The 23,726-nt window shown below is 37.9% G+C and carries 27 protein-coding genes; 2 read left to right on the top strand and 25 right to left on the bottom strand.

Annotation, left to right across the window (positions count from 1 at the left end):
• Nucleotides 1-13: 13 nt before the first annotated feature.
• The 15 genes from ASU02_RS21905 to metG form a co-directional block, all read right to left on the bottom strand.
• Nucleotides 14-649, bottom strand: a complete 636-nt coding sequence (locus ASU02_RS21905) for a 50S ribosomal protein L25/general stress protein Ctc (protein WP_057767555.1) — start codon at nt 647-649, stop codon at nt 14-16.
• A 343-nt stretch (nt 650-992) separates the two neighbouring features.
• Nucleotides 993-1,949 carry a ribose-phosphate diphosphokinase gene (locus ASU02_RS21900; RefSeq protein ID WP_057767554.1) on the bottom strand — a complete coding sequence of 319 codons (957 nt, stop codon included), beginning with the start codon at nt 1,947-1,949 and terminating at the stop codon, nt 993-995.
• 17 nt (nt 1,950-1,966) lie between these two features.
• Complete coding sequence (gene glmU, locus ASU02_RS21895; RefSeq protein ID WP_057767553.1) at nt 1,967-3,340, bottom strand: bifunctional UDP-N-acetylglucosamine diphosphorylase/glucosamine-1-phosphate N-acetyltransferase GlmU; 1,374 nt, start codon at nt 3,338-3,340, stop codon at nt 1,967-1,969.
• 255 nt (nt 3,341-3,595) lie between these two features.
• Complete coding sequence (gene spoVG, locus ASU02_RS21890) at nt 3,596-3,886, bottom strand: septation regulator SpoVG (RefSeq protein ID WP_053479353.1); 291 nt, start codon at nt 3,884-3,886, stop codon at nt 3,596-3,598.
• Between the two features lie 271 nt (nt 3,887-4,157).
• Nucleotides 4,158-4,532: a RidA family protein gene (locus ASU02_RS21885; RefSeq protein WP_057767552.1), complete on the bottom strand. Its 375-nt coding sequence runs from the start codon at nt 4,530-4,532 to the stop codon at nt 4,158-4,160.
• Between the two features lie 14 nt (nt 4,533-4,546).
• Nucleotides 4,547-5,371: a pur operon repressor gene (gene purR, locus ASU02_RS21880; protein WP_057767551.1), complete on the bottom strand. Its 825-nt coding sequence runs from the start codon at nt 5,369-5,371 to the stop codon at nt 4,547-4,549.
• Nucleotides 5,372-5,429: 58 nt separating this feature from the next.
• Complete coding sequence (gene ispE / locus ASU02_RS21875) at nt 5,430-6,299, bottom strand: 4-(cytidine 5'-diphospho)-2-C-methyl-D-erythritol kinase (protein ID WP_057767550.1); 870 nt, start codon at nt 6,297-6,299, stop codon at nt 5,430-5,432.
• 209 nt (nt 6,300-6,508) lie between these two features.
• Complete coding sequence (locus tag ASU02_RS21870; protein ID WP_082631895.1) at nt 6,509-6,685, bottom strand: small, acid-soluble spore protein, alpha/beta type; 177 nt, start codon at nt 6,683-6,685, stop codon at nt 6,509-6,511.
• A 317-nt stretch (nt 6,686-7,002) separates the two neighbouring features.
• Nucleotides 7,003-7,266, bottom strand: a complete 264-nt coding sequence (gene veg / locus ASU02_RS21865) for a biofilm formation stimulator Veg (protein WP_053479348.1) — start codon at nt 7,264-7,266, stop codon at nt 7,003-7,005.
• Between the two features lie 226 nt (nt 7,267-7,492).
• Nucleotides 7,493-8,377: a sporulation peptidase YabG gene (gene yabG / locus ASU02_RS21860; RefSeq protein ID WP_057767548.1), complete on the bottom strand. Its 885-nt coding sequence runs from the start codon at nt 8,375-8,377 to the stop codon at nt 7,493-7,495.
• A 156-nt stretch (nt 8,378-8,533) separates the two neighbouring features.
• Entirely contained in the window at nt 8,534-9,412 is an 879-nt protein-coding gene (gene rsmA, locus ASU02_RS21855; protein WP_057767547.1) for a 16S rRNA (adenine(1518)-N(6)/adenine(1519)-N(6))-dimethyltransferase RsmA, read from the bottom strand.
• The gene (gene rnmV / locus ASU02_RS21850) at nt 9,405-9,965 is read right to left on the bottom strand and encodes a ribonuclease M5 (protein WP_057767546.1); all 561 of its coding nucleotides are present in this window, start codon (nt 9,963-9,965) and stop codon (nt 9,405-9,407) included. Before rnmV ends, rsmA begins: the two co-directional genes overlap by 8 nt.
• Before the next feature lie 358 nt (nt 9,966-10,323).
• Nucleotides 10,324-11,505 carry a G5 and 3D domain-containing protein gene (locus ASU02_RS21845; RefSeq protein ID WP_057767545.1) on the bottom strand — a complete coding sequence of 394 codons (1,182 nt, stop codon included), beginning with the start codon at nt 11,503-11,505 and terminating at the stop codon, nt 10,324-10,326.
• Between the two features lie 331 nt (nt 11,506-11,836).
• Complete coding sequence (locus ASU02_RS21840) at nt 11,837-12,604, bottom strand: TatD family hydrolase (protein ID WP_057767544.1); 768 nt, start codon at nt 12,602-12,604, stop codon at nt 11,837-11,839.
• 248 nt (nt 12,605-12,852) lie between these two features.
• On the bottom strand, nt 12,853-14,808 hold the full coding sequence (gene metG / locus ASU02_RS21835) for a methionine--tRNA ligase (RefSeq protein WP_057767543.1): 1,956 nt from the start codon (nt 14,806-14,808) through the stop codon (nt 12,853-12,855).
• Between the two features lie 617 nt (nt 14,809-15,425).
• Here metG and ASU02_RS21830 point away from each other — a divergent pair.
• The gene (locus ASU02_RS21830) at nt 15,426-15,707 is read left to right on the top strand and encodes an AbrB/MazE/SpoVT family DNA-binding domain-containing protein (RefSeq protein ID WP_053479341.1); all 282 of its coding nucleotides are present in this window, start codon (nt 15,426-15,428) and stop codon (nt 15,705-15,707) included.
• Between the two features lie 32 nt (nt 15,708-15,739).
• Here ASU02_RS21830 and rsmI read toward each other — a convergent pair whose 3' ends face one another.
• The 10 genes from rsmI to ASU02_RS21780 all read right to left on the bottom strand — a co-directional run bounded on the left by rsmI (nt 15,740) and on the right by ASU02_RS21780 (nt 23,219).
• Nucleotides 15,740-16,618, bottom strand: coding sequence for a 16S rRNA (cytidine(1402)-2'-O)-methyltransferase (gene rsmI / locus ASU02_RS21825; RefSeq protein WP_057767542.1), 879 nt, complete (start codon nt 16,616-16,618; stop codon nt 15,740-15,742).
• Complete coding sequence (locus ASU02_RS21820) at nt 16,596-16,883, bottom strand: GIY-YIG nuclease family protein (protein ID WP_057767541.1); 288 nt, start codon at nt 16,881-16,883, stop codon at nt 16,596-16,598. The genes rsmI and ASU02_RS21820 overlap by 23 nt, the downstream gene beginning before the upstream one ends.
• A complete protein-coding gene (locus ASU02_RS21815) occupies nt 16,873-17,613 on the bottom strand; it encodes a tRNA1(Val) (adenine(37)-N6)-methyltransferase (protein ID WP_057767540.1) in 741 nt (246 codons plus the stop codon). Before ASU02_RS21815 ends, ASU02_RS21820 begins: the two co-directional genes overlap by 11 nt.
• A 319-nt stretch (nt 17,614-17,932) precedes the next feature.
• Nucleotides 17,933-18,307, bottom strand: coding sequence for a DNA replication initiation control protein YabA (gene yabA / locus ASU02_RS21810; RefSeq protein WP_057767539.1), 375 nt, complete (start codon nt 18,305-18,307; stop codon nt 17,933-17,935).
• 13 nt (nt 18,308-18,320) lie between these two features.
• Nucleotides 18,321-19,148, bottom strand: a complete 828-nt coding sequence (locus ASU02_RS21805; protein WP_057767538.1) for a PSP1 domain-containing protein — start codon at nt 19,146-19,148, stop codon at nt 18,321-18,323.
• Nucleotides 19,141-20,148, bottom strand: coding sequence for a DNA polymerase III subunit delta' (gene holB, locus ASU02_RS21800; RefSeq protein ID WP_057767581.1), 1,008 nt, complete (start codon nt 20,146-20,148; stop codon nt 19,141-19,143). The genes ASU02_RS21805 and holB overlap by 8 nt, the downstream gene beginning before the upstream one ends.
• Nucleotides 20,149-20,160: 12 nt before the next feature.
• Nucleotides 20,161-20,601: a YaaR family protein gene (locus ASU02_RS21795; RefSeq protein ID WP_057767537.1), complete on the bottom strand. Its 441-nt coding sequence runs from the start codon at nt 20,599-20,601 to the stop codon at nt 20,161-20,163.
• Nucleotides 20,602-20,627: 26 nt separating this feature from the next.
• A complete protein-coding gene (locus tag ASU02_RS21790; protein WP_053479333.1) occupies nt 20,628-20,957 on the bottom strand; it encodes a cyclic-di-AMP receptor in 330 nt (109 codons plus the stop codon).
• A gap of 129 nt (nt 20,958-21,086) precedes the next feature.
• Nucleotides 21,087-21,743, bottom strand: a complete 657-nt coding sequence (gene tmk / locus ASU02_RS21785) for a dTMP kinase (RefSeq protein WP_057767536.1) — start codon at nt 21,741-21,743, stop codon at nt 21,087-21,089.
• A 39-nt stretch (nt 21,744-21,782) separates the two neighbouring features.
• Nucleotides 21,783-23,219: an aminotransferase class I/II-fold pyridoxal phosphate-dependent enzyme gene (locus ASU02_RS21780; protein ID WP_057767535.1), complete on the bottom strand. Its 1,437-nt coding sequence runs from the start codon at nt 23,217-23,219 to the stop codon at nt 21,783-21,785.
• Nucleotides 23,220-23,458: 239 nt separating this feature from the next.
• Between ASU02_RS21780 and ASU02_RS21775 the strand changes: the two genes are divergently transcribed.
• On the top strand, nt 23,459-23,662 hold the full coding sequence (locus ASU02_RS21775; RefSeq protein ID WP_057767534.1) for a sigma factor G inhibitor Gin: 204 nt from the start codon (nt 23,459-23,461) through the stop codon (nt 23,660-23,662).
• The last annotated feature ends 64 nt before the right edge of the window (nt 23,663-23,726 follow it).

Here is a 23,726-nt window from a genome sequence, read left to right as displayed (position 1 = left end):
TCCCTTTTAGCCTTTATTCCTCACTGCTTTTCGTTTCTCTGCCTTCCTCGTTATCAGGGGTTCCAGGCTCTTGTTCTTCGCCGCTATTAATTTCTGCTTCCTGTCTAGGAGGAAGGATGGAAGCAATCACTTCCTCAACCCCTTCATTTATTGCATAACCGCTGTTTGTTTGAATATCAGCAATTGTAAGTGTTTCATTTACTTGGAGATTTGAAACATCAATATCAATCGATTGAGGAATATTATCAGGCGTTGCTGTAACAGTAAGCTCATGCATAGATTGCTGCATCACACCGCCATCTTTAACTCCTGGTGCATCTCCAACAAGATTGATTTTCACATTTGCTGTTATTTCCTTCGACATATCCACAGCAAGAAAATCAACATGGATTACTTCATGTTTAATCGGGTCCGCCTGATAATCACTTAGTACTACATTATGTTTATTTCCGCCTAGATCTAATGAAATAACGCCATTTCTTCCTACTTTTCGGATGACCTTAGTAAAATCCGCTTCGCTCACATAAATAGACTTACTGTCCAACTTTGCTCCATAGACTACAGCTGGAATATTTCCATCACGGCGTATACGAGTTAAAGCAGATCCTCGAAATTCTTTTCTCTCCTGTGCTTGCAATACGGCTGTCATCATTTGATCCCCTTCCTCATTTGTAATGTAAGACACTCTATATAAAAAATGCCCTAAAATGAGGAAAACTAAACCTTCAAGTTCAAAATCATCGACACCAAAAGATGCAATAATAGCAGGCTTGCATTAATGCAAGCCTGCTGACTTTAGCTAAAGCATTATTAAATATTTTGAGTTCGAGAACTGTTTAGCACCAGCTCCTTGCGTCTATTGGACTTCCCTTCCCCTCCTACGATAAGTCAACATCGAATCGCTGTCGCTCTTCGTGTTTCCTTTATCTCGTCAGGAGCGGTCCAGTCTATACGACGCTAAACAAGGCAAGGCGCTTACACTTTTCTTTCTATTAATCGAAAAGCGTGCTTACAGACTCCTCTTCGTGAACACGAATAATTGCTTCTCCAATTAAAGGTGCAACAGATAGTTCAACAATTTTGTCGATTTTCTTTTCTTCTGGTAAAGCAATTGAATTTGTAACAACTAATTCTTTAATATTTGAATTCTGAATTCTTTCAATTGCTGGTCCTGATAATACTGGATGTGTACAACATGCATATACTTCAGATGCTCCATTTTCAATAAGCGCGTTGGCAGCCAAAGTAATCGTTCCAGCTGTATCGATGATATCATCAATTAAAATTGCTAGTTTCCCATCAATATTACCTACGATATTCATTACTTCAGCAACATTTGGCTTTGGACGGCGTTTATCAATGATAGCAATTGGAGCCTTTAGACGCTCAGCCATTTTACGTGCACGAGTAACTCCGCCATGGTCCGGAGATACAATGACAACATCTCCATCCATCGCCTTCTTCTTAAAGTACTCAGATAAAATAGGCACACCCATTAAGTGATCAATTGGGATATCAAAGAATCCTTGAATTTGCGGTGCATGTAAATCAAGTGTAATCACACGTGTTGCTCCAGCAGTTTCAAGAAGATTAGCTGCTAATTTAGCAGTAATTGGTTCACGTGCTCTCGCCTTTCGATCCTGACGCGCATATCCATAATACGGCATAACGATATTGATTGTCTTAGCTGAAGCGCGCTTTAAAGCATCGATCATAATTAAAAGTTCCATTAAGTGCTCATTTACAGGAGAGCTTGTTGATTGAATCACATATACATCACAGCCGCGAATACTCTCTTCAATGTTGATTTGAATTTCTCCATCGCTAAAACGCTGTACTGAGCACTTCCCTAATTCTACTCCAATTACACTTGCAATTTCTTGTGCTAGGTCACGGTTTGAGTTAAGACTAAAAACTTTTAAATTAGGATCCAAATATTGGTTAGACATGTTGAGCCTCCATCGCTTTATTTCTTTCTGTTCAGTTTTCCCACATAATTCTCTTTATTCACTTGACGCGCTCTCGCAATTGACAACGCTTCCCCTGGTACATCCTCTGTGATTGTAGAACCAGCAGCTACATAAGCGTTCTTGCCAATCGTTACAGGCGCTACAAGATTGGAATTGCAGCCAACAAAAACCCCATCCTCAATCTTTGTCAGAAATTTATTTTTCCCATCATAATTAACAGTGATTGTGCCACAGCCAATATTCACATCACGCCCAACCTCTGCATCACCAATATAGCTTAGATGCGAAGCCTTGCTTCCTTCACCAAAAACAGCCTTTTTCACTTCCACAAAGTTGCCAATCTTTACATGGCCGTGAATTTCTGATTTTGGACGAATATGGGCATAAGGACCAATTTGCACATCAATTCCTATTTGACTATCAAATGCGGCGGATTGACGTATGACGGTACGATCTCCTACTGTACAATCAGCAATTTCACTATGTGGACCAATCACACAATCAGAGCCGATCACCGTATTTCCAGAAAGGGTTGTTCCTGGGTGCAAGATTGTATCCATTCCAATTATAACATCTGGACCGATATATGTATTTAATGGGTCAATAATTGTTACACCATTTTTCATATGAAATTCATTTATCCGCTTCTTCATAAATTGCTCTGCTTCAGAAAGTGCTACACGGTCATTTACACCAAGTGTTTCTTCGAATTCATCCGTTTGATAAGCGGTAACGATTTCTTGATCATCTTTTAGAATTTCAATCACGTCAGGCAGATAGTATTCACCCTGTACATTATCATTGTTTACACGATTAAGAGCACTAAATAATGCCTTATTGTCAAAACAATAGGTTCCAGAATTAATTTCCTGAACTTCTCGCTCTGCTTCTGTTGCATCCTTGTGTTCAACAATTTTTTCTACATGCCCATTTTCATCACGAATAATACGGCCATATCCAGAAGGATCATCAGCTAATACCGTTAGGACTGTAGCTTTCGCTTTCATCTTTTCATGGTGGTTAAGAAGTGCCTCCATTGTTTCATGCTTGATCAACGGAGTATCACCGCATACAACAATCGTTACGCCTTCTTTTTCTCCTAGGATATCTTTTGCTTGCATTACGGCATGAGCTGTCCCCAGCTGCTCTTTCTGCAAGGCATATAATATACTGTCACCAAGCTGAGATTGAACCAGTTCTGCTCCATGGCCAATAATGGTAACCATTTTCTCTATATTAAGCTTTGAAACTTGGTCAACTACATGTTGTACCATTGGTTTACCGCAAACGGGATGAAGGACTTTATAAAGTTTTGATTTCATTCTTGTCCCTTGGCCCGCGGCTAATATAACCGCATAACGATTAGACATTAACGCAGCCTCCATTCCAAAATATATCTTTATCACGTCAAAAGCCATCGTAATTATATCCTTTTTATCCATTAAAAATATATCTTAATTAGCCATCTATTTCAAGGAATGAAAAAAACTACTTATATTTGTCAATTTAATGAACATTTTTTATCAGATAAGGTTTAGATGGAAACAAAAGGGGGGAATGATAGAAGAGTGGAATGAAAATAAAAAGAGCCATACTATGGAAGTAGGCCCTTGATGTTTATTTGTTTAGGAAGCTCCAGCTTCTTCGAACTCAACTTCTAATTCACCTAAACGGTGGTATTCTGATAATACAGCTTCCTGAATTTTGCCTCTAGTTCCGGAGTTAATCGGGTGAGCAATATCTCTAAATTCACCATCTGGAGTACGCTTGCTTGGCATCGCAACAAATAGACCGTTATTCCCATCAATCACTCGAATATCGTGAACAACAAATTCATGATCTAAAGTAATGGATGCAATAGCCCTCATCCGACCATCTGTATTAACACGGCGTAATCTTACGTCAGTTACTTCCATCCTGTTCACCACCTTTGCGAGAAGATACAAACCTAGTGTATAAATTCAACATAATTCTTGTTTCTCCTTCTTTAAGTTGAAAAAAATTTTCGAATTATTCAGTTGAAAGGGCAAGATGTCACATTTTACCTTATATTTCCTCATTCATTATGACTAGTTTCCTGTAATAATATACAAAAAAATTTTAATTTATAAATAATTCAGCCTACAATACCTTGTTACCTATAAATAAAAAGCAAGCTTATCAACTAATAAGCTTGCTTTTTATTTTTTATTTAACTAGGGCAATTACTTCAATTTCAACTAATGCATCCTTAGGAAGTCTGGCTACCTCTACACAGGATCGAGCTGGCTTATGTGTATGAAAATATTCCCCATACACTTCATTAATGGCTGCGAAGTCGTTCATGCTTTGAATAAACACAGTCGCCTTTACAACAGTATCCAGGGAAGCTCCTGCCTCTTCAAGTACTGCTTGGAGATTTTTAAATACTTGATGCGTTTGAGCCTTTACATCGCCTTCGATCATTACACCATCAGCTGTCAGTGGAATTTGCCCAGAACTATAAAATAAGTTATTTACAATCATTCCTTGAGAATAAGGACCAATTGCTGCTGGAGCCATGTTCGTTTGAATCGTTTTCATACTGATTTTCCCCCTTATAATGACCTTTTGAAATAATTTCCTTCACCTACATTGATTTTTTTCTCTTTTTCATCAACATCTGAAAGCCTAACTAGGGATAAATATTCATCTACGAGACGCTCTTCTGCTTTCTCTGCCTCAACTAACACAGCAATCCCGGCAACATATGCCTTAAACTCCTCCAGCATACTCACCATCCCATTTACCGTCCCGCCTGCCTTCATAAAATCATCAACAATCAAAACCCTTGAGCCTTCTTCAAGGCTTCTCTTAGAAAGCAGCATGGTTTGAATTCGTTTAGCAGAGCCTGAGACATAGTTGATGCTAACAGTTGAGCCTTCAGTCACCTTACTGTCTCTTCTAACAATGACAACAGGAACATTTAAATAATTTGCTACTGCATAGGCTAAAGGAATCCCCTTTGTAGCAACTGTCATAACCACGTCAATTTTTGTATCCGCAAAAGCTGAAGCAAATAAGCGGCCAGCTCGCTGCACAATGGTTGGGTCTCCTAATATATCTGTCATATATAAATACCCGCCAGGCAATAGTCTTTCAGGGCTAGCAATTAATTCGCAAAGCTCTTTAATAAATGATCTTGCCTCTTCATCCGACACCTTTACATGGAACCGTACCCCACCAGCAGCACCTGGCACTGTTTGCAAAGTACCAATCTGTCTTTGTTCAAAGGTTTCCTTAATAATAGCTAAATCTTCACTAATTGAGGATTTAGCTGATCCGTATCTCTCCGAAAAAAATGTTAAAGAAACTAATTGATGTGGATGTTCTAGTAAATAATTCGTCATGTCAATTAAACGTTCGCTTCGACGAAATTTCATCATAGGACCCCCAATAAATCCGAATATTTTATCGATAATATATCATTATTATCCGGATTTAATCAAGCATATGTCTTTCACCAAGCATTCTGACCGCAAAAACTTGATCGCAGAAACCTCTTAGTCCATTATAAATCCGTTGCATTCTAGAATCGTGATGAACAAGTCCAAATACAGTCGGTCCACTGCCGCTCATCAATACTGCATCCGCCCCGAAACGCTTCATTTGTTCTTTAATTTGTGCTACCTCCGGATGTAAGGAAAATGTTACATCTTCAAGAACATTGCCAACATGACCGCATACACCCTCATAATCTCCTTGTTCAATCGCTCGAATCATTTCTTTTGTTTGCGGATGTTGAATCCCATTTATATTTAGTCTTCGATACACATCTGCTGTTGAAACACCTATAAATGGCTTGGCCAATACGACCCAGCAAGTCGGTGCAGCAGGAAGCTTCGTAATTACTTCCCCGCGGCCTGTCGCAAGAGCTGTCCCGCCATATACACAGAAAGAGACGTCAGAACCAATCTCTGCTCCTATTTCAGCTAACTGGTCAACTGAAAGCCCAAGCTTCCAAAGCTTATTAAGCCCTCTTAGTACAGCAGCTGCATCACTGCTGCCGCCCGCAAGACCTGCTGCAACTGGGATAGTCTTTTCAATGGCAATCTCTACGCCACTTTTCACATGAAATCGTTCTTTTAAAAGGAGTGCAGCCTGGTAAGCCAGATTCCGCTGATCATCCGGTACAAATCGATTATGTGAGATAATTTTTATTTCATCTTGCTCTAATAAAGTTAATTCTAGGCGGTCCGCTAAATCAATTGTTGTCATGATCATTTCAACTTCATGATAGCCATCTTCCCGTTTATGTAAAACATCTAATGATAAATTGATCTTCGCTGGTGCCTTCACCAAAAGCTTCACATTTCCACCTACTTTATATATTTCAACGACTCCATTTTTTGTCCTATTTTACCACAAAACAGCAAAAGTAAGACCTCTGATCTGACTTTCGTCACAAATTATTTGTTTCACGGAATTTTCAAAATAAAAAACCAGGGCAGATAACCCCGGTTTCACACAGTGTTTTCAATTTAGTTAATAATAAAGCATGCTTAACAGTCATTAAAAGATTACTGGCTCTTCTGAAGACTTTGCTGGGCAATTTCGACAGCCCTTTTGACCATATTTCCTGCATCTCTGGCAGTTATGCCTCCCCATCCCTCTTTTTGGACAGTATCATAAAAGCCTAATTCCTTCGCGAGCTCCTCTTTAAATCCTTCTGACATAACTCCTCTTCTTCTGCCTATGATTAACATCCCCTTCCACACTGTGTATGTATAGTATGAGGCAAATTTCCTTTTTCATGAGAGATATAGGGTAGATGTTGACTTCACTCTAGGTTGCTCGCTTTCCGAGTGGTGAGCTTCCACTCACGGGATGTTGAATAAGCTACTGTGAATAGTCATCGCATGAAGGAAACGGGACAGCATTATCGAGAAGTCTCACACCTTCCTCTCCAGTCAACCAATCTTTTTTGCATTCACATCACGTGTCTAATTTTTTAAAAAACAAAATAAAAAAGCCGCTGATTTCTCAGCGACCCCATGTGAAGCAAAATCATCTATTAATTTAAAGCAACTTGTCCTGTTGTATCTTCATAGAATGTAATTTGAACCGTTTCTGTTAAGACATCTGCATAGCTGTAAGATACGCGTTCAAACGCATTTTCTTCCTGATCTAACTCAATAACAAATACGGATGGGTACGTTTCAGCTAAAACACCTGAACGCTCAATCGTCTTTCTCCGTCCGCCATTGGCCTTGAGCAAAAGTCTTTTCCCAAGGTTTGAATCAAGAGCCTTTTTGATATCATTTAATGTTTTTCCCATTCGGTCCACCTCACTATGTTAAGTATATCACGTTGACACAATGGAGTCAAATTAAAAATATAAATTATAACAGGAAATAAAAAAGATTGTCAATATATTTTAATCCGCAATTTCTTCTATTTTTCTACAATTATAGATTGCCCCTATACATATGAAATTATGTAAGCATACTTCATATTCTCTGCATACAAAAAAATAAACCGTTTCATGAAGAACGGCTTACAAATCAAGATTCAGTATTTTGTTCTCTATTGTAAGGCATACCTGTTCTTAGTACTCCTCTTGTTTCTATTCCCCCTAACCCCTTTTCTCCTGTTAATGTATTTCTCAAAACATCCCAAACATTTATTCGCTCCATAAAGGGGGTAAAACTGATTTTTGCTACAATATACACTGGATCAAGTGCATGGATGTTCACTCGATATGGTGAACTTGCAAAATTTGCTCCCGCATGGATGAGTGATTCAAAATGAGACTGACAAGCCCCTGCAAAGATAACGAGCTGGTCTAAATGAGGGACCTTCTTCCTTGCCTCTTTAACTGTTTGAACAAAATGTTTAGAATGTCTATATGCATTAATATCTTCCTTTTTCCCCTTGGCTTTTGAGTATGAATCATGTCCTGTAATAACTAAAATATCAGGTCTGTAATAATCAATTAATTGCCCAATTTTTATTGGCATTTCCTTCTCATTGCAATGAATCCCCGTGACAGGAACACCGATTTTTTCATATAAGGATAAGCATTTTTCCAAATAAGCCGGGTCACCGTCTAAATGCAGCACTCTTCCGGGCATCTGAAAATAATTATATGCCTTGCTGTATCCATCTGTTGCTTCATACTCTCGCCTTTGCTTTAGCAGATCTACATCCTGCTGAAATAACTGAAGAGATTGCTCCTCTCGTGTATAGAATTCCTTTGCCTTCTTTTCCCTCATCGACTGGCTAACCGCCAGCAGATCCTCAAGCGGCGCATCCGCAATCAGCCGAATATCTTCCCCGTACAAAATAGCAATCTTCTTGCCATTTTGTTCACGTATATCAATAACCCGAAACATAATATCACATTGATAAGAGACTCTGCCGACAATATCCATGATGTTTATGCTCACTGTTGTCACTCCATTTAGCCCTATACATATAAAGAGCGATCTATTCGAATATATTCCTCTCATAAAATATGCATACGTCCATAAACATGTGCGTTATCCGCAGTCAGCAGCTGGGATAGAATCCCCGCTATACAAAAAGGCCTGCATATGCAGACCTTAAGAAAAGCTAGGTAACAGTTGATCACTTAAACGGGCAAACTCTTCGATAGATAGAGTTTCTCCTCTTCGTCCAGGATCAATTTCCGCTTGTTTCAATGCTGAAAGAATGTCTTCCTTCTTTTGTTTTCCTTCTGGCAGCCCATTCGTAAGATTGTTCAGGAGCGTTTTTCTCCTTTGTGCAAAGCTTATTCGTATTAATTGGAAAAAGAATCCTTCATCAATTACTGATACAGCCGGCTCCCTCCTCTTCGTTAATCGAATGACCGCTGAGTCCACATTCGGCTGAGGAATAAAAACAGTTTTAGGAACAATCATTACTGTTTCAGCCTCAGTATAATATTGGATGGCAATCGAAAGGGAACCATAATCCTTTGTTCCTGGCTTGGCTGCTATTCGATCAGCCACTTCTTTTTGAAGCATGCAAACAATCCCTCTAATCGGCAGCTTTTCTTCAAGCAGCTTCATAATAATTGGCGTTGTTACATAATAAGGGAGGTTTGCCACAACCATTAAATCTGATATCTCACCTAACTCGTTTTCAATTACTCCTTTTACATCCGCTTTCAATACATCTTCATGTATAACCTTCGTATTTGGATAAGGAGCTAGTGTTTCCTTTAAAATTGGCAATAGACGCTGATCAATTTCAAAGGCCACTACCTTTTTGCTTCTTCTGGCAAGCTGCTCCGTTAATGCGCCGATTCCCGGACCAATCTCAATGGCTGCTGAATCATCCGTTAGTTCTGCATGATCAACGATTCGCTTTAATACATTCGTATCAATTAAAAAATTCTGTCCGAGACTTTTCTTAAAAGAAAATCCGTATTTTTCTAGAATATCCCTAGTCCTAATTGGGGTGGCAATATCTTTATGCATTGTCTTCCTCCTGACGTATAACTTGGATAGCAGCAGCAAATGAATCCTTGCTAATCTGGAACATCATTAATCTTTTATGCAATTGCTTTCCATTTGCAAAACCAATCTTCAGCAGCTTTCCAAGCTTTTCTCTGCGCTCTCTTGCACCCTCTCCACCAATGAGACCCGCAGTTATTAAATCCTCCTGCGTTATTTCCTCCACTGTCTCCTCATGCATCACATGCGCGGCTTGAAGAGCCCTTCGGATCGTTTCGGGAGAGGCATGTTCAACACCTACACCTTTTCCATACTTATGAATAGCGTCTTCTTTCTCTATAAAAGCATGCTTACAGCCTGGAACCTGCTCTTTTATCGTATTACGGATTTTTTGTCCTGGAAAATCTGGATCAGTAAGAACAATAACGCCTCTAGTTTCTTGGGCAAGCTTTATTTTTTCAATCGTTTCAAGATTAATTGCTGACCCATTGGTTTCAATGGTATCCGCGTCCAAGGCTCTTTTTATTGCTGTTGTATCATCTTTTCCTTCGACAACTATTATTTCTTTAATTTTCATATTTCCTCCTAAAGGCGACGAAAAGCGTAGGCGTCTTGACCATCGCCGAACAAACTGTAAGGGCCGGTCCTTTCGATAAAGGATACACGAAGAGTGATAGCGCATTCGTGCTTGACTTATCGCAAGAAGGGGATCTGAAGTTTGATTGGTAATAGGCGCTGTTGCTATTCTCTAATTCCAAAGTTATCCTTCGTATCATTAAATAAAATATTTGATAAAAACTTGAAACATTTTTGTAATGTAAATCGTCTATATAGATGAACATTAAATAATGACTTTTATTATATATGAAAAACTCCCGAATGGAAAAAACAAAAATGCAGAGGTTTTAAAAGCCCCTGCATTGTGAATAATACTATTAATTTAGAATTCTAATTTTAACTGTCTTACGGCCCCAGCGGTAAGCTTCCGATTTAGATGAGAAGAATACATCAATTTTGTTTCCTTTGATTGCGGATCCAGTATCAGCAGCTACAGCATACCCATAGCCCTCAACATATACTTTAGTTCCTAATGGAATCACTCTTGGATCCACTGCAATCACTTTTAAATTTGGATTAGCTCTCAAGTTAATGCCTGTTGCAGTATTCCCTGAACAACCATTACAATTTGCTGTATATGCTGTTGAGGAGACATAAATTTCCTTGCCGCCTGATTCATTTCCTCGAGACACAACATAATTGACTGTCTTCGATCCAACAGAAACTACTTTATCTGTTTTTTCTCTGACTTTTTTCTCACTAATTAATTTTCTGGAAACTTCTTTGCCGTTTTCTAGAACAACTTCAAACTCCTTGTTTAGAAGGCCTTCCTTCCCTTGTGTAACAACTTTCTCTGTCCCTTTGTTCATACTGCTGTCCTTTTTCGTTACAACAGCAAACTTTATTGGTTCTTCCACTACATCGGTGACCTTTTCTACTCGAATGACCTGAATCACGTCATTTTCTTTGACTTTTTCTTCTGTTTTCGGTTCAACACGATCTAACTCTCCTAGTGTAATCCCCTGTTGTGATAAAAAGTCAGCGACCGTAGTCGAAGTTGACCATACCTGTTTCTCATTTCCGCCATCAGACAAAGTGATCGGAAATGCTGTATCTATTTCTATCTCTAAATGATTTTTTATTTTGTTTTCAAGATTTGGTTGAACTTTGTCATGTTCAGATAAGGCAATCTTCTGTTCATTCAAAAGCTCTTCAACTGTTTCGGATACTGTCCAAATCGTTTTCTTCTCGTTGTCTTTTACAATGTGAACCTGTTTTGCCGGCTTCCAAACAACTTCTAAATTATTTTCCACCTTTGTGTCTCTTGCTGGAAACACATAATCCTCTGAGTGTAAAGAAATTTCTAGCTCTGCGAATAACTCACTTATCGTTGCCGCATGAGTTTTAATATTTTTTTCTTGCCCGTCTAATGTAATTGCCACTGTTTTCTTAGTAGTTTCAAAGATTAAGAAGCCAAAAGACGCCGCAAAAACTAAGAAACTCGCAGCAATAATTGCTAATTTCTTTTTACTCAAAGACTTGGATAACAGGTTTTTCATGTTTTTGAATACGATGAAAAACGCCTCCTTTTCTCTCGGAGTGATTATATAGACTATCGAGCTTGCTGTCAACTCCTTGGTATTTAGTCGTCAAGTAAGAATGTTACACAAAGGAGACAGACAGCTTTCTAACTATTTAGTCGTAATCTTTCTTTCCAAGTAGAATAACCAGCCCCCTCTCAAACTTATTCCCTATTATGCAAAAACTTCAATAGAAAGGAAAGAGAGACTTATCGACATGGTTATCCTATGAAGGGAGAAGGAAATGTAGAACTTCTTAGAAATAGAAAAAAATAGGACAGGCTATCTAAAAAAACGACAATATTCCCTATCAATTTATGCCGAATATTTTTTTTGCATTGGCCGTTGTTGCTTCAGCTACTTCATCGAAAGAAATTCCCTTTATCTCTGCAATCTGCTCAGCAACTAACTTTACATAACTAGGCTCATTCCGCTTCCCCCGATATGGATGAGGAGCTAAATAAGGGCAGTCTGTCTCAATAAGCAGCTTTTCTAACGGGATCGCTTCAGCGACTTCCTTTGGCTTTTTCGCATTTTTAAAAGTAACTGGACCTCCTAGAGAAATATAAAAATTCATCTCCACACATTCTTTTGCAGTCTCTGGACTTCCACTGAAACAATGCATGATTCCCCCAACCTCTTTTGCCTCTTCCTCTTTTAGAATCTCAACAATATCTGCCGTTGCATCTCGATTATGAATAATAATTGGCAATTTCACCTTTTTAGCCAGTTGGATTTGTCTTCTAAATACCTCTTTTTGGACATCCTTCGGGGATTTATCCCAATAGTAATCTAATCCCATTTCTCCAATTGCGACTACCTTCGGATGGCTTGCAAGCTCCTCAATCCAAAGAAGATCTTCATCTTTCATATCAATCGCATCAACAGGATGCCAGCCAACACTTGCATAAAGAAAATCATATTTCTCCACCAGTTCCATTGCCCTTTCAATTGTCGGACGATCAAAACCAACAACAACCATTCGAGAAATCCCCTCATTAAGCGCCCTATTGATAACTTCTTCTAAATCCTCTTTATATTGATCCGCATTCAAATGCACATGTGTGTCAAATAACATCAAAATACTCCTTTTTATCAAAAATTAATTTTTCATTACATTTTTATCATTTAAATAACAAATGAAATATCGCTTCTTTGAAATAATATTCAAATATATCTAAAATTATGTAGATATAAGTATTTCAAGGGTAATATCCCTTTAAATCGATACACATTTGACTACAAAGTTATTTTATAAAAGAAAAACATAGAAATGTTCGACGTAAAATGTTACACGTGAAACATTTCTATGTTATTCACTTTTTATTATTTTACCCTAGAACCTAAAGGAAGAGATTCTGCAATGGTTGCTAGTGATAATTCGCCATCCTTACTTCCTGCTAAAATCATTCCTTCAGAAAGCTCTCCGCGAAGTTTAACTGGCTTTAAGTTTGTCACACAAACCACTTTTCTGCCAACTAAATCTTCTGGCCTATAGAACTTCGCAATCCCTGAAACAACTTGGCGTTTTTCATATCCTAGGTCTAATTGAAGTTTCAGCAGCTTATCAGCCTTTTTCACCGGTTCCGCTTGAATGACTTCAGCTACCCGTAAGTCTACCTTCATAAAGTCATCAATAGTGATTTCTTCACTATCTGGTTTCACTTCTTCTTTTACCTCTTCGACTTTAGGAGCAGAACCTTGCATCTTTATTTTGATATATTCTACTTCCTCCTTTAGATCTAGGCGCGGGAATATTGGATCACCCTTTGCGATCTTTGTTCCCTCTGGAATTAATCCAAATGACTCAAGGCTCTCCCAAGAAGTTAAAGCTTCTTCATTAATATTTAACTGGGCAAAGATTTCCCTTGGCGTTCTTGTTAAAAAAGGCTGCAGGAGAATAGCAATTCTTCTTAATGATTCTGCCAAATGAACCATTACATTGCCTAGTTCTCCTTTGTTTGCTTCATCTTTTGCTAAAGCCCATGGCTGTGTTTCGTCAATATACTTGTTTGTCTTGCTCACTAATTGCCATACTGCTGTTAATGCAACCGAAAACTCCATATTTTCCATTGCTTCTTCATATTTAGCTACCGTTTCTTTATTAACTTGAAGCAATTGCTGATCAAATGCGCCTGTCGAATCTTTATAAGTTGGGATTACACCATCAAAGTACTTATCCACCATCGCTAATGTTCGATTTAATAAATTCCCTAAATCATTTGCAAGATCAAAGTTGATCCTTTCAACAAAGCCTTCTGGTGTAAATACACCATCAGAGCCGAAAGGAACTTCGCGCAATAAATAGTAGCGCAAGGCATCTAAACCATATCGATCAATTAAGGTAACAGGATCAACCACATTCCCTTTCGATTTAGACATTTTTCCATCCTTCATTAATAACCACCCATGGCCAAACACTTTTTTAGGAAGTGGCAGATCTAATGCCATCAACATAATTGGCCAATAAATCGTATGGAAACGAATAATTTCTTTTCCAACTAGGTGGACATTTGCAGGCCAAAACTTTTTGTATTTAGAGTCATCCTCTGTTCCATATCCAAGTGCAGTAATATAGTTAGATAATGCGTCAATCCAAACATAAACGACATGCTTTGGATTTCCAGGGACCTTGACTCCCCAGTCAAAGGTTGTCCTTGAAACAGCAAGATCTTCCAAGCCTGGTTTAATAAAGTTATTAATCATTTCATTTTTACGGGACTCAGGCTGAATGAAAGAAGGATTTTCTTCATAATATTGAAGCAATCTATCTGCATATTTACTTACCTTGAAGAAATATGATTCCTCTTTCACCTTATTTACAGATCGTCCGCAATCTGGGCAATTCCCATTATCAAGCTGACGTTCTGTGAAAAATGATTCACAAGGTGTACAATACCATCCTTCGTATTCCCCTAAATAAATATCACCTTGCTCCAATAATTGAGCAAAGATCTTTTCAACCACTTGCTTGTGCCTCGTTTGTGTTGTACGGATAAAGTCATCATAAGAAATATCGAGTTTCTTCCAAAGTTCCTGGATTCCCTCAACAATTTCATCAACATATCTTTGAGGTGTTACGCCCTTCTCTTCTGCCTTTTCCTGAATCTTTTGTCCATGTTCATCTGTTCCTGTAAGATACATAACATCAAAGCCACGCATACGTTTATAACGAGCCATTGCATCTCCAGCAACTGTCGTATAGGCATGACCTATATGTAAATTGCCACTTGGGTAGTAAATAGGTGTAGTTAAATAAAAGGTTTTTACTTGTTCCTCCATGAAATTCCCTCCCTATAGAAAACGTAAACACTAGTCAAATCTCTCAAATTGATAGTAATATTTCACCATCTTTTCAAATTAGCCAAATAAAAACGTGAATGAAAATTATTCAAGATATCGATAAAAAACGCATAGATTTTCATGCTTCTATATTCGTCATCTTTACCTCTTATATCATCAAAATATACCTAAAATTTAGCATTTGTGCAACAAAATCAACATATTAAGCCATACAAATAACATTACACATATTTTTTTATGTTCTTCCAATTATTATTTTCATCCAAATTTTTAAAATTATCCCTATAAAACTAGTTTTCCCTTCGAATACTATAATACATGTCGAAAAATAGCATTAGAATTTTGTCGAATTATATTTACAAAGGAATATATTCAAGCTGCTAATTAATCCCTGTTAAAAAATTGAAATGATAGCCAAAACCCACTTATATCAAGCTTTTCCCTTAAGGCTATATTTACCAAATAAAATAGAAATAAATTAATTGACGTTTTTTGGAATGACTGGTATTATTGAGGTACAATGAATTTTGTCGAATTATGACGAATCAATGATAACTAAAAAAATAGAATCATATATTTTGGGAGGAGAATATTAAATGAAATCTACAGGTATTGTTCGTAAAGTTGATGAGCTTGGGCGTGTGGTTATTCCTATAGAATTAAGACGTACATTAGATATTGCTGAGAAGGATGCACTTGAAATTTATGTGGATGATGAAAGAATCATCCTAAAAAAATATAAGCCAAATATGACATGCCAAGTAACTGGCGAAGTTTCTGATGATAACCTTACTTTAGCTAATGGCAAGTTAATTGTTAGCCGTGAAGGTGCAGAGCAATTATTAAAAGAAATTCAAAATAGATTTGAATTAGTATAAAAAAAAAGCTTCTCAAAAATTTGAGAAGCTTTTTATTCTTTAATATGGTATGTGTGGTAAACCTCTCTTTTACTCATCTGGCGATCACTAGCCGTTTGTTTAACAGCCTCCTTGCTTGACATCCCATTAACCGTAATATAATGAGTAACATGATCCTCAATAGACATTTCTTCCCACCATGCCTCTTCATCCTCGTTTTCTTCAGTTGAAGAACCTTCTATTATCAGGCAAAACTCTCCCCGAACTTCCTCATTTGTTGCCCAATTTAATACTTCTTTTACTGTTCCTCTGATAAACTCTTCATATTTCTTCGTTAATTCGCGGCAAAGAACAATCCTTCTACCACCCATCTGTTCATCAATCAGTGTAAGTGTTTCTTTTAAGCGATGCGGAGCCTCATATAGGATTGTCGTTGCTGTAAATTTGGCAAGCTTTTCAAGCTCCTGCCTCTTTATCTTCTTTTGTCTGTTTAAAAATCCATAAAAGTAAAAAGGCTGCGGGTTTAGGCCAGATGCAATCAGTGCGGTCAAAGCTGCATTTGCACCCGGAAGAGGGACAACCGTTAATTGTTCAGCTGCAGCCGCTGCAACTAGCTCATAACCTGGATCTGAGATCGTTGGCATCCCAGCATCACTCACAAGAGCAATCTTCGCACCGGCCTCTAGTTTTTCCAACAGTTTTTGCCCGCTCACCTCTTTGTTATGCTCATGATAACTAATAACAGGTGTATCAATTTCAAAGTAATTGCAAAGCTTCTTCGTATTTCTTGTATCCTCCGCAGCAATAAAGTCGGCTTCCTTCATTATTCTTATCGCCCGAAAGCTCATATCTTCAAGATTTCCAATTGGGGTTGGAACCAAATACAAAATTCCCTTATGCTCCTCATTATTAAAGCTTTTTTGCTGCCACATATATTCCACCTGATTCCTTTACTAGAAAGTCTTCTTTCTTTTTCCTGGGCCATTGTTTAAATTCATATTCTGCCTTTAATGCATCCCGTTTATTATCATATGCTTTTGAGAAGACCAGCTTTACCGGTCCTCTCCCCCTTGTATACTTGGCACCCTTGCCTTCATTATGGAGCTTGACTCGCCTATCTAGGTTATTTGTATAACCTGCATACAAACTATTATCTTTACAGTGCAGCACGTAAAAATAATGGTGGTTATTTTCCATATAAAATTTCCTTCAACTCTGGAGTATATTCATTTTCTTCATTATATACAATTAGCGGCGGCAATATTTTCAAATCAGGATTGCCATCTTTAGTTGCTTCAATCAGCAGTGTATTTGCTTCTTTCCCTTGCTTTGGGTATACAAATTGAATTTTTTTGGGTTCAAGTCTATATTTTCGCATCAAAGTAACAATATCAAGAAATCTGGAGGGACGATGAACAAATGCCACTTTCCCTCCTTGTTTTACTAATTGGCTGGAAACTTGTATGGCATCCTCTAATGTACATAAGATTTCATGCCTTGCAATGGCTAAATGCTCATTCTCATTTCTTTCCTCCGCAGAAGGAGTAGGAAAATACGGAGGATTACATGTAACGACATCATACTTTCCGTGTCCTAACCTCTTAGGCATCTCTTTTATATCCCCATGAATCATTTGTATACGTTCCTGAAGAGTATTAAACTCTATGCTCCTTTTAGCCATATCGTATAATCTTTCCTGGATTTCAACTCCTGTTATTGTTCCTTTTGTTCTTGCACTCAAAAATAATGGAATTACACCATTTCCGCTGCATAGGTCAAGTATGCTCCCCTTTTGGATAGGTACATACACAAATCTTGCTAATAATACAGCATCAAGTGAGAAAGAGAAGACTGTTGGGCTTTGAATGATTCGCAAATCCTCTGCCAACAAATAGTCTAAACGTTCATCTCCTTGTAAAAAGTCCATTCACTTTCCTCCAAATCGTATTAACGGCCGTTCGAGTCAGAAAAGCCAAGCACCCTGATCTTCGCCGTCCAAATTAGAAAAGCTGCCAATCTCACGCCGCCTTCCATTCTATTCTTTGTAGCTGGTCATTCACCTCGCCTTCTAAAGAAAGAGATATAGAAAGCACGGTGAACGTGGGTGAATCGATGCTAACATATCATAGGAAGGAGACCTGAAGTTTGACGGGTGATAGGCTGCTTACACTATTTAAAACTCTGATTCATTGTTATATTTTCTTGTCTTTAAAAATAGCCTTCCTTTGATAGGAAGGCCATCATGATTATTTCTTATTAAGGAAGGATAAACAAAACAAGCAGTCTCCTTCTTTCCGCGGGCTCCCAAAATGCAGATTACAAATATGAAAGCCTTCCTGGTACAAACGGGCAAGGTTATCGTAGCCTTCCCCTATATCAATCAGCTTTTCTGCCGCTGACTCTACTTTCGCATTTGCTGTTTGACTCTTTTTGTTCGGCTTTTCTACCTCATCTGTTCGCAATTCTAAATGTTGTCTTAGATGATTATTTTCCAGTTTTAAAGAATTATTCTCTTCAAGTATTTCTGCCAAATGCTGCTTTAACTCACCAAGCTGCTGATATAAATGTCCGATTTGGGCTTCCATACTACTTACTGAGTCAAAGATTTCTTTTTTATCCACGTGTTCCACCTCATTAATCTGTGGATTGAACTGATACAGCATCCTGTTTTAATATTTCATCATGTGTATATTCTAACACTCGTTCCTGTGAAGTCACATCGACCTGAAGCACTCGTTCAAGAATATTTAACCCTACTACTTTCCCAGGTCCATCTGGTGTTTCAATCCATTCACCTACATCCGGCAGCTGTTCTTTAGCTGCCTCATATTCATCATTCTCGTATTTTAAACAGCACATTAATCTTCCGCAAAGCCCTGAGATTTTTGTTGGATTTAATGATAGATTTTGATCCTTCGCCATCTTAATTGACACAGGGTCAAAGTCGCCTAAAAAAGTAGAGCAGCATAGCATTCTTCCACAGGGGCCTATTCCCCCAAGCATTTTCGCCTCATCTCTTACCCCTATTTGGCGCAATTCAATCCTTGTCCGGAAAATGGCTGCCAAATCCTTTACTAATTCACGAAAATCGACTCTTCCGTCAGCAGTAAAGAAAAATATCACCTTATTACGATCGAATGTATATTCAACATCAACTAGTTTCATATCAAGTTGATGTGTATTTACCTTTTCACAGCAAACCTCATAGGCTTCCTTTGCCGCTTGTTTATTTTCTTCAACAATCATTCGATCCTTTTGATCCGCAATTCGGAGGACTTTCTTTAATGGAAGGACAACATCATGCTCATCAACCTTTTTCGGAGCTACTACTACCCTCCCATATTCCACTCCTCGAACGGTTTCAACAATTACAAAGTCATCCTTTGCAATCATTAATCCACCGGGATCAAAATAATATATTTTTCCCGCCTTTTTAAAGCGGACTCCTACGACATCATACAAATGAAGACCCCTCCTGCAATTTCAATACAAGCTGTTCCATTAGCAGCTGCGGATTCATATTTGCTTGCAATTTCCTTTTTGCTTCTAAAATGGCTGTCATCTGCTCTGATATACGCCTGCTCGAGGATTGCAAGGCAAACTGCTCAAAGCGGATTTTTTCGTTTTGAAAAACAGCTTGATCCTGTTTGCCTACCTGAATATATAATAAATCCTTAAAAATAAGTAATAATAGATCTAAACCATAATCCATTTGTTCTTTCTCTTTAAAGTGAAAAAACCATTCCTCCTGAAGGGTTACCATTGCTTCAAGCGGGTTTTTTTTAAGCACTTCATGTAATTTTAACACTATTTTTTGCGCTTGTACAAACCATTCATTTCGACTATATTCGAGTGCTTCATCTAAATTATTGGTAATCTGGGCAAGTATTGGCGCCGTAAATCGATCCACTCCATTTGATGTAAGCGTTTCAATCATTTGATAAGAAGAAAGGGCCTTAAATGAAATAGTTTGACAGCGAGAAAGAATAGTAGGGAGTATTTGCTGAGACTGTTCTGTCATCAAAATGGCAATGGTGTGAGGATGTGGCTCTTCGAGAAATTTTAATAAACTGTTTGCTGCATTTACTGTCATTCTGTCCGCATGTACAATCATGTATAATTTCTTATTCGATTCAACCCCTGTTTTCGAAAACTCTTCTTGCAGCGAGTGAATCTGAGATTTCTTGATAGACTGTCCATCTGGTTCAACAAGATGGACATCTGGATGGTTTCCGTTGTTAATTCTTTTACAGTTTAGGCAGGTTTCACATGGGATATAACCTTCTACAAGGGATTGGCAAAATATACTTTTCGCCAATAGCGTAGTTGCCTCACGTTTTCCAGTCCCCTTCATTCCCTCGAATAAATAGGCATGGGCAAGCCGCCCCTTTAATATACTATTTTTTAACATTTTTAAAACGATAGGCTGAATTTCCTGTAGCTGTTCCCATGTTTTCGCCAATTCCATCACCACTTACGTATATATATTGATCAAAAGTCCTTTTATTTCTCCAATTTTCCCTAATATATCTATAGAAGATTCTTCTTTTTTCATAACTTCCTCTGTTAACTCAACTAGCTTATTATCAATCGTTTCAACAACTCGTAAAGATCTTCCCTGCCCAAATTGATTCCAGCTATGGGATTGCTTCAACTCCATCCCATAATCAACCGCCTCTTTCACAAAACGTTTCACTAATGTTTTAAATTTAGCTAAGTCTTTAAAAGTTCTTGATCGTCCAAGCCTGTCTCCAGCTAAATTGATATCCTTTAGCAGCTGTTGCAGCTGCATATTTTGCATTTTTTGATCTTGCTTTTGAACTAGACCAGAAAACTTAGCTCCGCCACTGCCTAAATGCTTTTGCTCAGGTCTCACTTTATCCATGTTTAAACGAAGTTCTTGATTAATTTTCATCATAATCCTCCACGGTACCCTTCCATCTAAAACTGGAGGAAATTTTCAATTGGCAATACAAATACGGTTGCACCGCCAACCTCCACCTCTACTGGATATGGCACATACGAATCGGCATTTCCTCCCATTGGAGAGATTGGGGCAACTAGCTGGTCTCTTGACTGACAATTTTCTTTTATTATTTGCAATGCTTTATCAACACGAATATCTTCTGTACCTATCATGAAAGTCGTATTTCCTGACTTTAGGAAACCGCCTGTACTTGCCAATTTAGTCGCACGAAAGTTGTGATCCACCAATGCTTTTAATAATTTATTGCTGTCTTGATCCTGAATAACCGCTAATATAAGTTTCATACTTTCAGCCCCCTTCATTGTTCCATAATTATTCCTATCTACATTATACCAATTATTAAGGAATCAAACATATTTAATTCATTGTCGATAAATGGGAATTTTTTTTGGTTAGAAAAATGGCCTTAAAGATTACTCTTTAAGGTCATTGTCACTTGCTTTCTGAATAATTTCCATTATTCTTGATTCAGCTTCCCTTAAAACGGATTCAATCGGCTGGGAGGCATTTATTTTAACCATTCGCTCGGGATATTCCTTCATTAACTTTGCATATCCTTCTCTAACCTTATGATGAAATTCAAGATCTTCTAAATCAAGACGATTGACTTCTCGATTTTTATGCTTGTTTATTCTTTCAAGCCCAACCTCTGGTTCAATATCAAAATACAATGTAAGTTTCGGCATCATATCTTCTATTGCAAAGCGGTTAATGGAAAACACCTCTTCAACCCCTAACCCGCGAGCATAGCCCTGATAAGCTAAGGAGCTATCAATAAATCGATCACATAATACAATGTATCCTTTTTCAAGAGCAGGGATAACCTTTTCAACTAGATGCTGTCTTCTTGCGGCTGCATACAATAAAGCTTCTGTTCGAGCATCCATTTGTGTATTCTTTCTATCTAGAATGACCCTTCGTATTTGTTCAGCGATTTCTATTCCCCCAGGTTCTCTCGTTAGGAGGATCTGATATCCTTCTTCTTCAAGTTTGTGTGAAAGCATTCCGATGACTGTTGTCTTTCCTGCTCCCTCCGGTCCTTCTGCTGTAATAAAAATCCCTTTTTCCATTTGGTAACCCCCATGATGATTCAATTATAATAAATTTAGTCAGGTTATATATATTGTTAGTTTTCCATCTATTAGGTCCCCATTTGCTTGAAATCTAGCCCCGGACGCTCTTAGTAATTCAATATGTTCGATTGTATCTGCTCTTATTATTTCCCCAGGAAATAATAAGGGGATCCCAGGCGGGTATGGAATAATTAATTGTGCACTTATTCTTCCAATGGCCTCCTCCACCGAAATATTCATTTTTTCTAATCGTGCTTGTTCATCTGCATTCAATGCCAATTTTGAAATATGAGGAATATTGTACGAAGCCTTTTCTTTCACCACTTTGGTATATGAAGCAGATTCCAATGCAGACTGGAGACGAGTAATGATATCCCTTAACGGATATTCCATTCCATACTTTAATAATGGGAATACAAGAACAACATTATAAGGGTCAGCCATTTCTGGATATATCCCTTTATTTTCAAATATTTTTTGAAGGTCGAACCCACTTAACGAAGTATTCGATTGAATTGTTACCTTTAAAGGGTCACCTATTCCCCCTTTATATGTTAACACCTTGATTTCTTTTATCTGCTGTAGCTCGTTTCGAAACTCAGTTACCTTCTGCTTTAGTGATTCAACATCTTTATCTGTAAATGTCGCTAAATAGTTTCTTGCTATATCTAAAGATGCCATAATAGGGTAGGAAGGACTGCTAGATTGCAGAATCTGAAGAAAGCTGCTCACATGCTCTGCTGAAAGAAGCTCACTATTAAAATGCAAATATGCTCCCATTGTCATAGCAGGTAGTGTTTTATGTGCCGATTGAACAACGATATCTGCTTTTAGTTGTATGGCAGATGGCGGAAAATACTCTCCGCCAATCAAATGGGCCCCATGGGCTTCATCAATTAAAACAGGAATCCGATGACCATGGGCAACTTTAATAATTTCCTCTAATTCATTAACCATTCCATAATAATTAGGGTATGTAAGAATAAGCGCCTTTGCATGTGGGTATATTTCTATTGCTTGTTTAACAATACTTGCAGATACTCCCCCTGCAACCCCCCATTCCTCATCAAAAACTGGACCTAAAAAAACGGGATTGGCTTTTACAAGTTGAATCCCATTCAATATCGATTTATGGCAATTCCTTTGTAAAAGAACTATATCATTTTCCTTAACTGCTGCCATGATCATCGCCAGGTTTCCAACGGTTGAGCCGTTCACTAAGAAAAAGCTCTTTTTCACACCGTATAATTGTGCTAGAAGCCCTTCTGCATCTTTAATTACTCCTTCCGGAGAATGCAAATCATCTAACCCGCTAATCTCCGTTGCATCAATCCTTAGCAATTCTTTATAATAACTTTCTGTATCTCCTGTCATGAGCTTCCCATATTTGTGACCCGGCACATGGAATGACACCGGATTTTGCTCGGCATGCCTTTTTAGCTTTTCGAATAAAGGCATTCTATTCTGATTCATTTATAATCACCAATTATCTTTGTTAGAGTCCCATTTATTTTACCAAATAGCTGTTTAAAGTGATACTGTTACTTAAATTCATAAACATTAGTAAGCAGTAAAAGAATTACATAATAGACATACAATCAAATTACTTTTAAAACATACAATAGCTAATAAGGGAGTTTATAGTCGAGTTTTCTAAATATTGTATACAACAATTCATAACCGGACAGACTAGGTGTATGGAGGTGGAGTAGTTGGGGATGTTAGTGGCAAAGAAGCAAATTGGGGAAAAGTGTGTCATTTGCGAGCAAGCGAAACGAAAAGGAATACATCTATACACTTCTTTTATCTGTGTAGACTGTGAACATGACCTAATTTCTACAGATACAAGTAATCCTAAATATAAATACTTCTTAAAGCAATTAAGAAAAATAACAAATCCAGAAATTTTCTCTTGATCGGCTCCTTAATGGGGCTTTTTATTTTTCCCACCATTTATTAACAAGAAAAGAGCACCTTTAT

Source organism: Cytobacillus praedii (assembly GCF_001439605.1).
GTDB lineage: Bacteria > Bacillota > Bacilli > Bacillales > Cytobacillaceae > Cytobacillus > Cytobacillus praedii.
The sequence above is the reverse complement of the archived record's forward strand: the minus strand, read 5'-3'. Positions and strand labels throughout refer to the sequence as shown.

Bases quoted from the DNA above. Each gene is read 5' to 3' on its own strand.
- ASU02_RS21830 (WP_053479341.1), top strand. From the start codon at position 15,426: ATGAAATCTACAGGTATTGTTCGTAAAGTTGATGAGCTTGGGCGTGTG.
- ASU02_RS21885 (WP_057767552.1), bottom strand. From the start codon at position 4,532: ATGAAAACGATTCAAACGAACATGGCTCCAGCAGCAATTGGTCCTTAT.
- rsmI (WP_057767542.1), bottom strand. From the start codon at position 16,618: ATGTGGCAGCAAAAAAGCTTTAATAATGAGGAGCATAAGGGAATTTTG.
- veg (WP_053479348.1), bottom strand. From the start codon at position 7,266: ATGGGAAAAACATTAAATGATATCAAAAAGGCTCTTGATTCAAACCTT.
- purR (WP_057767551.1), bottom strand. From the start codon at position 5,371: ATGAAATTTCGTCGAAGCGAACGTTTAATTGACATGACGAATTATTTA.
- ASU02_RS21905 (WP_057767555.1), bottom strand. From the start codon at position 649: ATGACAGCCGTATTGCAAGCACAGGAGAGAAAAGAATTTCGAGGATCT.
- ASU02_RS21820 (WP_057767541.1), bottom strand. From the start codon at position 16,883: ATGGAAAATAACCACCATTATTTTTACGTGCTGCACTGTAAAGATAAT.
- tmk (WP_057767536.1), bottom strand. From the start codon at position 21,743: ATGGAAAAAGGGATTTTTATTACAGCAGAAGGACCGGAGGGAGCAGGA.
- ASU02_RS21790 (WP_053479333.1), bottom strand. From the start codon at position 20,957: ATGAAACTTATATTAGCGGTTATTCAGGATCAAGACAGCAATAAATTA.
- ASU02_RS21840 (WP_057767544.1), bottom strand. From the start codon at position 12,604: ATGTTATTTGACACACATGTGCATTTGAATGCGGATCAATATAAAGAG.
- metG (WP_057767543.1), bottom strand. From the start codon at position 14,808: ATGGAGGAACAAGTAAAAACCTTTTATTTAACTACACCTATTTACTAC.
- rnmV (WP_057767546.1), bottom strand. From the start codon at position 9,965: ATGAAAATTAAAGAAATAATAGTTGTCGAAGGAAAAGATGATACAACA.
- rsmA (WP_057767547.1), bottom strand. From the start codon at position 9,412: ATGCATAAAGATATTGCCACCCCAATTAGGACTAGGGATATTCTAGAA.
- spoVG (WP_053479353.1), bottom strand. From the start codon at position 3,886: ATGGAAGTAACTGACGTAAGATTACGCCGTGTTAATACAGATGGTCGG.
- ASU02_RS21845 (WP_057767545.1), bottom strand. From the start codon at position 11,505: ATGAAAAACCTGTTATCCAAGTCTTTGAGTAAAAAGAAATTAGCAATT.
- ASU02_RS21780 (WP_057767535.1), bottom strand. From the start codon at position 23,219: ATGAATCAGAATAGAATGCCTTTATTCGAAAAGCTAAAAAGGCATGCC.
- ASU02_RS21815 (WP_057767540.1), bottom strand. From the start codon at position 17,613: ATGGACTTTTTACAAGGAGATGAACGTTTAGACTATTTGTTGGCAGAG.
- ASU02_RS21900 (WP_057767554.1), bottom strand. From the start codon at position 1,949: ATGTCTAACCAATATTTGGATCCTAATTTAAAAGTTTTTAGTCTTAAC.
- ASU02_RS21795 (WP_057767537.1), bottom strand. From the start codon at position 20,601: ATGAAAATTAATCAAGAACTTCGTTTAAACATGGATAAAGTGAGACCT.
- glmU (WP_057767553.1), bottom strand. From the start codon at position 3,340: ATGTCTAATCGTTATGCGGTTATATTAGCCGCGGGCCAAGGGACAAGA.